The following is a 12,843-nucleotide window of genomic DNA, read 5'->3' as shown; positions in this document are numbered from 1 at the left end:
AAGCGGCAGCCGCCCCTCTGGCTGTCGGAGGGGTTCTCCGAGTTCGTCGCGTATCGCGACGTCGAGCTTCCAGAGCGCGACCTCGTGCAGTCGGCGCTCGACCGGATCAGGTCGTCCGGCCTGCCGACCGGCCCGCCCGCTGCGCCCGAGTTCCAGGCGTCGGGCGGTGATCTCGCGGCAGCGTACGGGCTCTCGCTGACACTCGCCCGGACGATCGCCGACCACTACGGGACCGATCGGCTGGTCGCACTGTTCCGTGCCGTGAACGAGAGCGAAACGGGTCCCGGCCCGCGCCCAGCGGATGCCGATGCGGTGACGGACCAGGTCCTGAGGAGCCGTCTCGGCACGAGCACGGGTGAGGTGATTGCCGCATGGCGGTCTCGGCTCGCCGGACTGGTTGCTCAGCGCGACTGACCACCCGGTCGTGGGTCGACGTGAGTCGTCAGGAGTAGAGGGACTCCACCTCCGCCTCGAAGTCCTTCATGACGATGTTGCGCTTCAACTTGAGGGAGGGTGTCAGGTAGCCGTTCGCCTCGGTGAAGTCCCCTGACAGGACCGTGAACTTGCGGATCGACTCCGCCTTGCTCACGGCCTCGTTCGCCCGATCGACCGCGTGCTGGAGGGCATCGAGCACCTTCGGGTGGGTCCGTGCCTCCTCGATCGTCACGTTCTCGAGGCCGTGCGTCGGGGCCCACAACGGCCACATCTCGGCGTCGAGGGTGATCAGTGCGGCGACGAAGGGTTTCTGGTCACCGACGACGATGCACTGGGACACGAGCGGGTGCGCCCTGAGCCGGTCCTCGAGCACCGCCGGGGCGACGTTCTTGCCGGCCGCGGTCACGAGGATCTCCTTCTTGCGACCGGTGATGCGCAGGTAGCCGTCCTCGTCGAGGTCACCGATGTCGCCGGTGTGGAACCATCCGTCCCGGATGGCATCTGACGTGGCCTGGTCGTTCTGGTGGTAGGCGGTGAAGACGCCAACGCCCTTGACGAGGATCTCCCCGTCCTCGGCGACCCGGATCGACGTCCCGGGCAGAGGAGGACCGACGGTGCCGATCTTCACGTGGCCCGGGATGTTGACCGACAGCGGTGCGGTGGATTCGGTCAGTCCGTATCCCTCGAGGATGTTGACACCGATTCCACGGAAGAAGTGACCCAGTCTGGTGCCGAGCGGCGCCCCACCCGAGACGGCGTACCGGACCTGACCGCCCATCGCATCCCGGAGTTTGCCGTAGACGAGCTTGTCGAAGAGCAGGTGCTGCAGACGCAGTCCGAGGCCCGGTCCTTGGCGGTCGAGTGCCTCGCTGTAGGCAATGGCGACGGTGGCAGCGCGGTGGAAGATCTTCTCCTTGCCCCCGGCTGCAGCCTTGGCCTCGGCCGAGTTGAAGATCTTCTCGAAGACCCGGGGGACGGCGAGGACGAACGTCGGCTTGAAGCTGCCGAAGTCGTCGAGGAGCGTCTTGATATCAGCGGCGTGACCCATCCGCACCCGTGCGGCCACGCACAGGACCTCGATGAAGCGCGCGAAGACGTGCGCGAGGGGGAGGAACAGCAGGGTGGAGGACCCGGGAGTCAGGACGTCGCGGCCGAGCTTCTCGACGGCGTTCTCGACCAGATCGAGAAAGTTCCCGTGGGTCAGCAGGACGCCCTTCGGGCGGCCAGTGGTGCCCGAGGTGTAGATGATCGTGGCGACCGAGGCGCGGTCGAGGCCGGCGCGCGCCTCCACGAGGGCCGCGTCCGGCACCTCCATGCCTCGAGCCTTGAGGTCCTCGATGCCGCCGCCGTCGATCTCCACGATCTCCGTGAGCGCGGACAGGCGGTCGCGTAGCTCTTCGACGATCTCGCGGTGGCGCGCCGACTCGACAACGAGGCACGTGGCGCCGGAGTCCAACAGGATCCACTCGACCTGCTCGGGCGACGACGTCTCGTAGATGGGCACGACGACGGCGCCTGCGGTCCAGGCCGCGAAGTCCACCAACGTCCACTCGTATCGGGTGCGCGACATCAGGGCGACACGGTCGCCCTGCCTGATCCCAGCTGCGATGAACCCCTTGGCGAGCGCCGTCACCTCCTCAGCGAACTGGTGAAACGTGATGTCAGTCCACTCGCCTGAGACACCCTTCTTGCTGAAGGCCCCCTCGCCCGGCACTGCGTCGGCGTTGCGCCTCGGTAGATCCGCCAACGTCCCCTCTGTGGTCTGCGGCGCGAGTGCTGCCACGTCCTTGTGCTTCACGGTGACTCCTGTTTTTTCAGTGTTCTGCTCACCATATCGACCAGTGGGGCCGCCGCGTCCGGTTCACCGCGCGATAGCCTTCGGCGCATGGCCGAACGTACCGAGTCCTCCATCGTCATCGATGCTTCGCCGGGTGAGGTGCTCGACATCATCGCCGACTTCGAGGCCTACCCCGAATGGGCGAGTGAAGTGAAGGACGTGGCTGTCCTCGCCGAGGAGGGCGACGGTTGGGCGGACCAGGTCCAGTTCACGTTGGACGCTGGTGCGATCAAGGACACGTACGTGCTCGATTACGAGTGGGACATCGACGAGGACGGGACCGGGGTGCTGACCTGGTCACTGGTCAGGGCGACGGTGCTCAAGGCGATGAATGGCTCGTATGCGCTCGAGGACCTCGGTGACTCGACGAGAGTGACCTACCAGCTGATGGTTGACCTCAAGATCCCCATGATCGGCATGCTCAAACGCAAGGCGGAGAAGGTCATCGTCGACACGGCCCTCAAGGAGCTCAAGAAGCGCGCCGAGGCCGGACGCGGTGGCTGAGACGAGAGACGGGACGCCTACTGCGGCTCCCGGGTCGGTGGCCGACGAGGCGGCCCTGCTGGTTGACCTGTTGTCGTCGCGCGGCTGGGGAGGGCCGGCCACCCAGCAGTCCGAGCAGTCCGAGCGGCCCAGTGGTGATTCTGCTGAGGGGTCCGGTGAGACCGGCTCACGAGCCCAACGAGGCGAGTGCACCTGTGGCGGCACGACACCCGCGGCCTGCCGACTGTGCCCGGTCTGTCAGCTCATCTCCTTCGTGCAGCGGATGAGCCCCGACTCGCTGGAGCGGGTGGCCGACGTCGTCGATCTCGCGGCCACGGGGCTGCGCGACCTCGCCCATGCACAGCGGGACAAGCAGAACCGGGACGAGCCACCGACGGACGAGGCGACCGAGGGGACGAATCCCGGGTGAGCTCCAACCTGGCGATCGGCATCGACATCGGTGGCACGAAGGTCGCGGCGGGAGTGGTCGACGAGCACGGCAGGATCACACACCGGACGCGACGGGAGACCCCGGACCGATCGACCTCGCCCGCGGTCGTCGAGGAGACCATCGCCACGTGCGTCGAAGAGCTGATCGACCGGCTCGACCCGGCGGACGTCGTTGCCGTCGGCGTCGGGGCGGCCGGTTTCGTCTCCGCGGACCGGGGGACCGTCCTCTTCGCACCACACCTGTCCTGGCGCAACGAACCACTGCGGAGCCGTCTCGCCGGGCGGGTTCCATGGCCCGTGACCGTGGACAACGACGCGAACGCCGCTGCCTGGGCCGAGCGGACGTTCGGAGCCGCCCGAGGGGAGTCGCACGTCGTCGTCATCACGCTGGGCACGGGGATCGGCGGGGCACTGATCATCGACGGGGAGGTCCAGCGAGGCCGTCACGGCATCGCCGGCGAGTACGGCCACATGCAGGTCGTCCCCGGCGGGGTGCGCTGCGAATGTGGCAACCGTGGCTGCTGGGAGCAGTACGCCAGCGGCAACGCCCTGGTCCGCGAGGCCCGCGCGCTGATCGAGGCGGGCTCGCCCGTCGTCGCGGACCTGGTGGCACGACTGGGCGGTGACGCGACTGCCCTCACGGGACCCGTGATCACGGAGGCCGCTCGGGAGGGGGACTCGACCGCGCGGGAGATGCTCGCCGAGATCGGTGACTGGCTCGGCGTCGGCATGGCCAACCTCGCTGCGGCGTTCGATCCCGCCATGTTCGTGATCGGTGGTGGGGTCAGCGCCGCGGACGAGCTGCTTCTCGGGCCGGCCCGAGAAGCCTTCAAGCGACAGCTGCCCGGGCGTGGCTACCGGCCGGAGGCGCGCATCGTGCGGGCACAGCTCGGTGCGGACGCCGGCCTCATTGGCGCGGCAGAGCTAGCCCGCTCAGGACGATGACCGCGCCGTCGGGCCGAGCCGGGGGAGTCCCAGGACCGGCGCGGCACCCGACCGGGCAGCTGCGCGTCATGAGCTACAACGTGAAGGACTTCACCGCCGACCGTGCCGCCGCGGCCAGGGTCGTTCGGGCGCTCCGTCCCGACGTGCTGTGCCTCCAGGAGGTGCCGCGCAGGTTGACCACGGAGTTCCGCCTGCCCTCCTTCGCCCGGGCGTGTGGCCTCTACTGGGCAGGGGGCCGCCTCGGCACCGGCGGGACGGCCGTGCTCACCGCGCTTCGGGTCCGGGTCCATGGCACGTCCAGACGTCGGCTCACGGTCCGCTTCCCTGACCGCACCCGTGGGTATGCCGCTGTCGACGTCTCGCTCCCCGGCTGGGTCCCGATCACCGTCGTCAGCGTGCACCTGAGCCTCGGGGCGCAGGAGCGCCAGCGGCACGCCGGGGCCATCCTCTCGAGGCTGCCGGAGCGAGCCGTCGTCGCCGGCGACCTCAACGAGGGGACCGACGGGCTCGCCCATCGTCGCCTGGCTGGACGGCTCGTGCTCGCCTCTGGCACGCAGCCGACCTTCCCAGCGCATGATCCCAGGTCGCCGCTCGATTTCATCTTCGCGAGTGCGGACCTTCCCACCGTCCCCGCCTCCCAGCAGGACCTCGCCAACCTCGACGTCGAGGACCTGGCCGCGGCATCCGATCACCGACCGGTGTGGATCGACGTTGCAGCCACCCGCCCGCGAAGGAGTCCACCCACAATCGAGTGAACGGCTCTTGTGCCAGCCGACCCGATGTTGTCCACTCGATCGGGACGTGCAGGCGAACTCAGACGCGCGTTCCGTCGTCGAAGGGATCGCGCTCGGTGCCGCCGCGCAGGACGAGCAGGACGAAACCGACGACGATCATCGTGATGGCGGTGACGATCCACCACCCGCTGCCGCCACGGTCGAAGAAGAGCACGTAGAGCAGCAGGAGCGTGCCACCCCCCAGGCCGCCGACGATGGCCCAGAACATGGGGTCCTCTTCAGCGGTGGGAAGGTCCATCTCCGTGGGCGGCGTGAAATGGTCGTCCTCGTCGTCCACCCCGGTTGATTCGAGCAGCTCGTCGACATCGTCGTCCGTGGGCTCCGCCCCTCGCCACACGTGTGCAGTCGTCGGAGCGATCGGCAGGTTGAGACCTGCGTTCTTGAAAACCCCGGACGGACCGGAAACCGACCCCGGATCGGCCTCGTCGGGTGCCGCCTCCGTGGAGGTCGGCGTGGACGCCTCCGTGGACGTCGGCGTGGACGGCTGCGAGGACTGCTGCGGGTCGGGGGCCTCGCTGTCCCAGCCCGCGACGATGCGCTCGAACTCAGCGTCAAGGTCCCGGTCGTTCACGACACAGATCCTCGCACGCCGTACGGCTGGGCGCGAGTGCCGTAGGCTGCTCGCGGCAGACGTGGGAGGTGGTACAGGGTTGTTCTACTGGGTGCTCAAGACAATCGTTCTCGGGCCGGTCCTCAAACTTCTCTTCCGTCCCTGGGTCGAGGGTGAGGAGAACCTGCCCGCCGAGGGAGCCGCCATCCTGGCCTCCAACCACCTGTCGTTCTCCGACTCGATCTTCCTGCCCCTCCTGGTGAAGCGCCGGGTCACCTTCCTGGCCAAGAGCGACTACTTCACGGGAAGTGGACTCAAGGGGTGGCTCACGAAGGCCTTCTTCAAGGGGGTCGGGCAGCTGCCCGTTGACCGCTCGGGCGGCAAGGCGAGCACCGCGGCTCTCAACTCCGGCCTGCGAGTGCTCCGCAGGGGCGACCTGCTCGGCATCTACCCGGAGGGCACCCGGTCGCCCGATGGCCGGCTCTATCGAGGCAGGACCGGCATGGCCCGCATGGCCCTCGAGTCACGGGCACCCGTCATCCCCGTCGCGATGATCGACACGGACAAGGCGCAGCCGCCCGGCAAACTTGCCCCGCACATCATGCGCATCGGCGTCCGCATCGGCAAGCCGCTCGACTTCTCGCGCTACGAGGGCATGGAGGATGACCGTTTCGTCCTGCGCTCCATCACGGACGAGGTCATGTACGAGTTGATGCTCCTGTCGGAGCAGGAGTACGTCGACATGTACGCGACCTCGATGAAGGACCGCCTCGTCGCGGCGGCGCGCGCCAAGGCCCGTGAGCTGCAGGAGGCGGCCAAGCCCGGTAGCGCGGCGCCCGAGCTGGAGGAGGCGCTGGACGCGGCCGAGGGCAAACCCGTGATCCGCCGCACGGTGACGTCGACCGACGCCGTTGGCCCCGACGACGCCGGCGGCGACGAGGACGGCGACGCCAGTCACGGCGTCGAAGCCGCATCCTGAACCGCATGGGGGTCGTCGGAGTCGTCCGGTCCTCTGATCGGCCTGATCGGACTGATCGGCTCGTGCCGACTGACGAGCACGCAGTCGTGCGGGGCCTCTGGCGCGCAGTGGAGGTGTTCCGAGCCCTGGCGCTCGCCTACGCCGCGTACTCGCTGTGGTTGCGGAGGGACGAGGTCGCGGACCTGTCCATCGGGGTTGCCATCCTGGCGTTGCTCGCCGGCTGGACCGTGGCCCAGACGGTTCGACCGAGGCGCACGGAGCGCGCATTCGCGATCGAGCTCGTCCTGGGGTGCGCGGCCATCCTCGCCACGCGACTCGTCGACCACGACTGGGTCATCATCGGCGGCGCCAAGACGGTTCCCTCGATCTGGCCCTCGGCCGCGATTGTCGGCTGGGCCATCCTCCGGGGCTGGCGTGGTGGTGTCCTCGCCGCCTCGGCCGTCGCTGCCGCCTCGTTCCTCGAGGTGATCCAGCCGACCGGCAACACGGTCACGAACTCCATCTTCGGGCTGCTCCTCGGAGGGTGTCTCGGCTACTGCGTCGACCTGGCCCGCGCCAGCCACGCGACTCTGGCCGAGGCGATGCGTCGCGACGCCGCCCGCGCCGAGCGCGACCGCCTGGCCCGCACCGTCCACGACGGCGTCCTCCAGACGCTGGCCTACATCCACCGCCGCGGACAGGACCTCGGTGGTGACGCCGCAACCCTTGGCGCCATGGCCGCCGAGCAGGAGCGGATCCTCCGGACCCTGGTCAGTCAGGCCGACCTCGACGAGGTGAGCCGCGCCGTCAGCGGCGACGCGGACCTGCGCGCCCTGCTGGGCCACATCGAGGGCGACGTCATCCATCTGGTCGTCCCCGCTGAGCCGGTCCCCGTGCCGCGGCGCGTCGGCGAGGAGCTCGTCGCCGCCGTCGAGGCCGCCCTCGACAACGTCCGGAAGCACGCGGGACCCGGAGCAGAGGCCTGGGTGCTGGTCGACGATGACGGCGCCCAGGTCGGGGTGACGATCCGCGACTCCGGTCGTGGCCTGGCGCCCGGTCGCCTCGACGAGGCGAGGGGGCAGGGACGACTCGGCGTCTCCTCCAGCATCACCGGGCGGCTCGAGGACCTCGGGGGCAGTGCGACCCTCCGGTCCGGGTCGGCGGGCGGCACCACCGTCGAGCTGCGCATACCGTCGAGGAAGATCCGTGACTGACGAGACCCACGAGAAGACCGACGAGAAGACGGCGATCCGGGTGGTTGTCGCCGACGACCATCCCATGTGGCGTGACGCCGTGGCGCGTGACCTGGCCGATGCCGGATTCGATGTCGTGGCCACGGCCGACGATGGCAACGCCGCGGTGAACCGGACGAGGGCCACCGAGCCGGACGTGCTCGTGCTCGACCTGAACCTGCCCGGCCTCACCGGGCCGGAGGTCTGCGCGGCCCTGGCCGCCGCCCGGGTCAGGACCCGGATCCTCATCCTGTCGGCCAGCGGCGACCAGCAGGACGTCCTCGACGCGGTCAAGGCCGGCGCTCTCGGCTACCTCGTCAAATCGGCTGGCCGGGACGAGTTCATCGCGGCCGTGCGCGCCACCGCCGCGGGCGAGCCCGTCTTCACTCCCGGTCTCGCCGGCCTCGTCCTCGGCGAGTTCCGGCGCGTCGGGTCCGAGCGCGCACGGAACTCGCCTCAGCGTCCGGTGCCAGAACTGACCGAGCGGGAGACCGAGATCCTCAAGTACGTCGCCACGGGGATGGGCTACAAGGAGATCGCGAGCGCTCTGTTCCTGTCGCACCGCACGGTCCAGAACCACGTCCAGAACATCTTCGGCAAGCTGCACCTGAACAATCGCGTCGAGCTCGTCCGGTTCGCGTTCGACCGGGGGATCGACCCGGTCGAGCCCACCTGACGACGGAAGCCAGCCCAGCGGCATACGGCATCCATCGGCAACACACCCGGCGGCGGGTTTCGGGATGCGGACCCGGGCGGGAGCACGGGCCGATGGCGACTACCCTGATTGGGTGACAATGACCACCGACTTCGCCGACGGCCGAGGCACCGAGGGCCGTTCAGAAGAGCCCGGAGTGGGAGCCGACGCCCTGGCTGCGCTGAACGCAGCAGCCACCCAGCTCGAGGCCGCGCAGCAGCCCACGTGGCCGGACACGGCCGCTCTCTCCGATGTGGTCGACACCCTCGCCTCCTATCCGCCGCTCGTCTTCGCGGGCGAGTGCGACCAGCTCACGCAGCGCATGGCCGCCGCCTCCATCGGCGACGCCTTCGTCCTCCAGGGCGGCGACTGCGCCGAGACCTTCGCCTCGGCGACTGCCGACAACATCCGGGACCGGATCAAGACGATCCTGCAGATGGCCGCGGTGCTGACTTACGGCGCCAGCGTGCCCGTCGTCAAGGTGGGCCGCATGGCCGGGCAGTACGCCAAGCCCCGCTCGTCGTCGGTCGAGACGCGCGAGGGCCTGACCCTGCCGGCCTTCCGAGGGGACATGGTCAACGACTTCGCGTTCCACGAGTCGGCTCGGTTGCCCGACCCCCGGCGGCTCGAGCGTGCCTACCACGCGAGCTCGGCGACGCTGAACCTCGTGCGGGCGTTCACCACAGGTGGGTACGCCGACCTGCGCTACGTCCACGAGTGGAACCGAGGCTTCGTCACGAACTCGGCCAACTCCCGCTACGAGAAGCTGGCCCGCGACATCGACAAGGCGATGCGGTTCATGGCGGCATGCGGCGCCGACTTCGAGGCGATGCGCACGGTCGAGTTCTACGCGGCGCACGAGGCCCTGGTTCTCGACTACGAGCGGCCGCTGACGCGCATCGACTCGCGGTCGGGGCGGCTCTACGACACGTCCGGACACTTCGTCTGGGTCGGCGAGCGGACCCGGCAGATCGACGGCGCCCACATCGACTTCGTCTCGCGGATCAGCAACCCGGTCGGCGTCAAGCTCGGCCCGAAGGCCGACATCGACGAGGTCCTGCGCCTCATCGACAAGGTTGACCCCGACCGGACCCCGGGACGTCTCACCTTCATCACCCGGATGGGCGCCGGCACGATCCGCGACGCCCTGCCGGCCCTCGTGGACAAGGTGACCGCATCCGGCGCGACAGTGACCTGGATCTGCGACCCCATGCACGGCAACACGTTCGAGGCGTCGACCGGCTACAAGACGCGCGACTTCGAGGACATCGTCGAGGAGGTGCGCGGCTTCTTCGAGGTGCACCGCTCACTCGGCACCGTCCCGGGCGGGATCCACGTCGAGCTGACCGGCAACGACGTGACGGAGTGCCTCGGCGGCGCGGAGAAGATCCTCGACGCTGACCTCGAGAAGCGCTACGAGTCGCTGTGCGACCCGCGCCTGAACCACCAGCAGTCGCTGGAGCTCGCGTTCGTCGTGGCCGAGATGCTCGGACAGGTCTGACCGTGGCGTCGGCGTCCGGCTCGTCCGGCGCGCCCGCGATCCGTGCCGACCTGCTGAGCGACACGGTGACCCGTCCGGGCTTCGCCATGCGGGAGGCCATGGCGACCGCCGTCGTCGGTGACGACGTCTTCGGGGAGGACCCGACGCTCCGGGAGCTCGAGGCGCGGGTGGCTGCACTGCTCGGGCACGAGGCCGGGCTCTTCACCCCCTCGGGGTCGATGGCCAACCAGCTCGGCGTGCGCCTGCACGTCAAGCCGGGGGAGGAGCTCATCGGTGACTCCCTGGCCCACGTCCTTCGCGCCGAGCTGGGTGCGGCGGCCGTCCTCTCCGGAATCTCGTCGCGCACCTGGGTCTCCGAGCGGGGACGGTTCCGGGCGGCCGACGCGGCGTCGGTGATGATCACCGGAGTGGGTCCGTACCAGGTCTGCACTGCCCTGGTCATCGTGGAGAACACCCACAACTTCGGTGGCGGGACGATCCAGTCCCTCGACGAGATCCGTCGCGCGCGCGAGCTGACCCGCGAGCACGGCGTGGCCATGCATCTTGACGGAGCCCGGCTCTGGAACGCCCACGTGGCGAGCGGCGTGCCGCTCGCGGACTACGGTCGGGAGTTCGACACGGTGTCGGTCTGCCTCAGCAAGGGGCTCGGAGCACCCGTCGGCAGCGTCCTCGTCGGCGGGGCGGAGGCGATCGCCGAGGCGCGGATCTGGCGCAAGCGCTTCGGCGGCGGCATGCGTCAGGCAGGCATCCTCGCGGCCGCTGGACTCTGGGCTCTCGAGCACCACATCGACCGCCTCTCCGTCGACCACGGCCGGGCACGACGGGCCGCGGAGGCGATGGCCGAGGCGGCGCCCGGCAGCGTCGACCTGGCGACGGTCGAGACGAACATCGTCATCGTGGACGTCGCCGCGGCCGGGTGGGCCGCCCCCGAGTTCGTTGCTGCCGCGCTCACCCGCGGGGTACGCAGCTACGCCATCAGCCCCCGGGCGGTGCGGCTCGTCTGGCACCTCGACGTCGACGACGAGGCCACCGGCCACGCCATCGACGTGCTCACCTCGCTCCTGGCGCGCGGCGGCCAACCCACCCCGTGATCGTCTGGCTCTCGGTGTGTTGCTGGGTGCGTGGGCGGCAGGGCTGGGACGTTGACGTATGCCGCTGAGCCGGCTCAGCGGCATACGTGATCTTCCGGCGTGGCCGGGTCTCAGACCTCGTGGTGGAGCGTCTCGGCCGGTAGCTCACCCGGGCGCCGGCGGGCGAGCACCTCGACGGCGAACATGGCCGCGAGGACGAGCCCGCCGCCAACGACCATCCGCGACGTCAGCGACTCCCCGCCGAGCCAGACGGCGAACAAGGTGGCGAACACCGGCTCCATCGTCATGACGATCGCGGCCCTCGTCGCCGGCAGGTGCGCCTGCGCCCAGGTCTGCACCCAGAGCGCGAGGATGCTCGCGAAGACCACCATGTAGAGCACCGACGCCCAGTCGGCCGGCGTCGCCGGCAGCACGACACCCCCCGGGACAGCCCCGACCGTGCAGATGACGGCGATGACGACCATCTGGACGACGGACAGGCCGGTCGCGATGTGGTGCGAGCTGTGGCGCCCCAGCCCGACGATGTGCAGCGCGTAGAGGGCGGCCGCGAGCAGGGTGATGGCCTCCCCGACGCCCACCGAGAGACCGCGGAGGGACAGCAGGGCCAGACCTGCGGTCGCGAGGCCGACGGCAGCCCACGTCGTGCCGGGCACCCGCTCACGGAGGACGACGGCGGTGATGAGCGGCGTCAGGACGACGTAGGTGCCGGTGATGAAACCGGACACGGAAGCCGGCGTGCTGGCCAGGCCCTGGGTCTGGAAGATCTGCGCGAGGCCGTAGAGGGCCCCGAGCCAGATGCCGATCCACACCTCACGGCCGCGCAGCGCCCGGAGCGGCCGCCAGAAGAGGATGACCATGATGACGGCCGCGATGGTGAAGCGCACCGCGAGGAAGTCGACGGGCGGCACGTGCTCGACGAGGTCCTTGATGAGGAAGAACGTCGAGCCCCACACCGCCGTGAGGGCGATGAGCAGGATCGTGGCGAGGCGCGACCGCGCGGCGTGCTGCACGGCGGCGTCAGACGACGGTGAGGATGATCGTGCTGCCCTGCGGCGCGGGCTGGCCGCCGGGCACGCTCTGGTTGCGGACGAGCTCGAAGAACGTGCCGAGCGGTCGCTGGACCTCGACCTTGAAGCCGAGCGCACCCAACGTCGCCTCCGCCTCTTGGACGGGCTTGCCGAGCAGGTCGGGCACCGGGACCATGATCGGGCCCTTGGAGGCGACCACCGTGACCTCGTCCCCGCGGAAGAGGGTGCCGTTCTCCGGCTGCTGCGAGACGACGTGGCCGGCCGGGATGGTGTCGTGGTTGACGTCCTCGCCGCGGACCGGTTTGAGGCCCGCCTCGGTGAGCTTCGCGATGGCCTCGTCGATCTGCAGCTGGCGCACGTCCGGCACCTGGATGGGCTGGCGCCCTTGAGACACGACGACCTCGACGACGGTGCCCCGTTTGACGGCGGTCCCCGGAGCGGGCTTCTGCGAGATGACGGTGCCCTTCGGAACGGTCTCGCTCCAGTCCTCGGTGGACTTGCTCTTCAGCGTCAACGGCGTGAGGACGTCACGGAGCCCCGAGGCCTTGGCGCCGACGAGCTTGGGCACGTCGTAGCGCTCGGGTCCCTTGGAGACGACGAGCAGGACGAGGGACTGCTTCGAGACCTCGGTGCCGGCGGCGGGCTGCATCGAGATGACGGCGCCCTTGGCGACGGTCTCGGAGAAGGCCTCACTCGACTCGAACCGCAGGGAGGCATCGTCCAGGGCCGTGGCTGCGTCGTCGAGGGTCTGGCTGATGGCCGTGGGCACGACCGTCGTCGCGCCGGGCCCGGCCGTGAACCACCATCCTCCGATGCCCGCGACGGCGAGGAGGGCGGCGGCGGCG

The 12,843-nt window shown here is 69.8% G+C and carries 14 protein-coding genes; 10 read left to right on the top strand and 4 right to left on the bottom strand.

What is annotated here, in order from left to right; all coding sequences use genetic code 11:
* Positions 1-414: hypothetical protein (locus tag VIR15_RS00795; protein ID WP_331925563.1), on the top strand; the 414-nt coding region annotated here is incomplete at its 5' end.
* Positions 415-442: 28 nt separating this feature from the next.
* Here VIR15_RS00795 and VIR15_RS00790 read toward each other — a convergent pair.
* Positions 443-2,233 (bottom strand): AMP-dependent synthetase/ligase, encoded by a 1,791-nt coding sequence (locus VIR15_RS00790; protein WP_331925562.1) that lies wholly within the window; start codon positions 2,231-2,233, stop codon positions 443-445.
* An 87-nt stretch (positions 2,234-2,320) separates the two neighbouring features.
* Between VIR15_RS00790 and VIR15_RS00785 the strand changes: the two genes are divergently transcribed.
* The 4 genes from VIR15_RS00785 (at position 2,321) to VIR15_RS00770 (ending at position 4,905) form a co-directional block, all read left to right on the top strand.
* Positions 2,321-2,776, top strand: a complete 456-nt coding sequence (locus VIR15_RS00785) for an SRPBCC family protein (protein ID WP_331925561.1) — start codon at positions 2,321-2,323, stop codon at positions 2,774-2,776.
* Positions 2,769-3,185, top strand: a complete 417-nt coding sequence (locus VIR15_RS00780) for a hypothetical protein (RefSeq protein WP_331925560.1) — start codon at positions 2,769-2,771, stop codon at positions 3,183-3,185. The genes VIR15_RS00785 and VIR15_RS00780 overlap by 8 nt, the downstream gene beginning before the upstream one ends.
* Entirely contained in the window at positions 3,182-4,150 is a 969-nt protein-coding gene (locus VIR15_RS00775) for an ROK family glucokinase (protein ID WP_331925559.1), read from the top strand. Before VIR15_RS00780 ends, VIR15_RS00775 begins: the two co-directional genes overlap by 4 nt.
* Positions 4,151-4,218: 68 nt before the next feature.
* Entirely contained in the window at positions 4,219-4,905 is a 687-nt protein-coding gene (locus tag VIR15_RS00770; protein WP_331925558.1) for an endonuclease/exonuclease/phosphatase family protein, read from the top strand.
* A gap of 58 nt (positions 4,906-4,963) precedes the next feature.
* Here VIR15_RS00770 and VIR15_RS00765 read toward each other — a convergent pair whose 3' ends face one another.
* Entirely contained in the window at positions 4,964-5,515 is a 552-nt protein-coding gene (locus VIR15_RS00765; RefSeq protein ID WP_331925557.1) for a hypothetical protein, read from the bottom strand.
* Between the two features lie 79 nt (positions 5,516-5,594).
* On the opposite strand from VIR15_RS00765, the gene VIR15_RS00760 reads away from it, so the two are divergent.
* The 5 genes from VIR15_RS00760 to VIR15_RS00740 all read left to right on the top strand — a co-directional run bounded on the left by VIR15_RS00760 (position 5,595) and on the right by VIR15_RS00740 (position 10,970).
* Positions 5,595-6,473, top strand: coding sequence for a lysophospholipid acyltransferase family protein (locus VIR15_RS00760; RefSeq protein WP_331925565.1), 879 nt, complete (start codon positions 5,595-5,597; stop codon positions 6,471-6,473).
* A gap of 62 nt (positions 6,474-6,535) precedes the next feature.
* Positions 6,536-7,666: a MacS family sensor histidine kinase gene (macS, locus tag VIR15_RS00755; protein WP_331925556.1), complete on the top strand. Its 1,131-nt coding sequence runs from the start codon at positions 6,536-6,538 to the stop codon at positions 7,664-7,666.
* Positions 7,659-8,360 (top strand): response regulator, encoded by a 702-nt coding sequence (locus VIR15_RS00750; RefSeq protein ID WP_331925555.1) that lies wholly within the window; start codon positions 7,659-7,661, stop codon positions 8,358-8,360. Before macS ends, VIR15_RS00750 begins: the two co-directional genes overlap by 8 nt.
* 118 nt (positions 8,361-8,478) lie before the next feature.
* The gene (locus VIR15_RS00745) at positions 8,479-9,879 is read left to right on the top strand and encodes a class II 3-deoxy-7-phosphoheptulonate synthase (RefSeq protein WP_331925564.1); all 1,401 of its coding nucleotides are present in this window, start codon (positions 8,479-8,481) and stop codon (positions 9,877-9,879) included.
* Positions 9,880-9,881: 2 nt separating this feature from the next.
* Positions 9,882-10,970 (top strand): threonine aldolase family protein, encoded by a 1,089-nt coding sequence (locus tag VIR15_RS00740; RefSeq protein ID WP_331925554.1) that lies wholly within the window; start codon positions 9,882-9,884, stop codon positions 10,968-10,970.
* A gap of 110 nt (positions 10,971-11,080) precedes the next feature.
* Here VIR15_RS00740 and VIR15_RS00735 read toward each other — a convergent pair whose 3' ends face one another.
* Positions 11,081-11,980 (bottom strand): DMT family transporter, encoded by a 900-nt coding sequence (locus VIR15_RS00735; protein WP_331925553.1) that lies wholly within the window; start codon positions 11,978-11,980, stop codon positions 11,081-11,083.
* Positions 11,981-11,987: 7 nt separating this feature from the next.
* On the bottom strand, positions 11,988-12,843 hold an 856-nt coding region (locus VIR15_RS00730), incomplete at its 5' end, for a PASTA domain-containing protein (RefSeq protein WP_331925552.1).

This window comes from Intrasporangium sp. (assembly GCF_036566125.1).
GTDB lineage: Bacteria > Actinomycetota > Actinomycetes > Actinomycetales > Dermatophilaceae > Intrasporangium.
The sequence above is the reverse complement of the archived record's forward strand: the minus strand, read 5'-3'. Positions and strand labels throughout refer to the sequence as shown.

Excerpts from the sequence above, each read along its gene's own strand:
- VIR15_RS00745 (WP_331925564.1), top strand. The coding sequence starts at position 8,479 with ATGACCACCGACTTCGCCGACGGCCGAGGCACCGAGGGCCGTTCAGAA.
- VIR15_RS00785 (WP_331925561.1), top strand. The coding sequence starts at position 2,321 with ATGGCCGAACGTACCGAGTCCTCCATCGTCATCGATGCTTCGCCGGGT.
- VIR15_RS00770 (WP_331925558.1), top strand. The coding sequence starts at position 4,219 with ATGAGCTACAACGTGAAGGACTTCACCGCCGACCGTGCCGCCGCGGCC.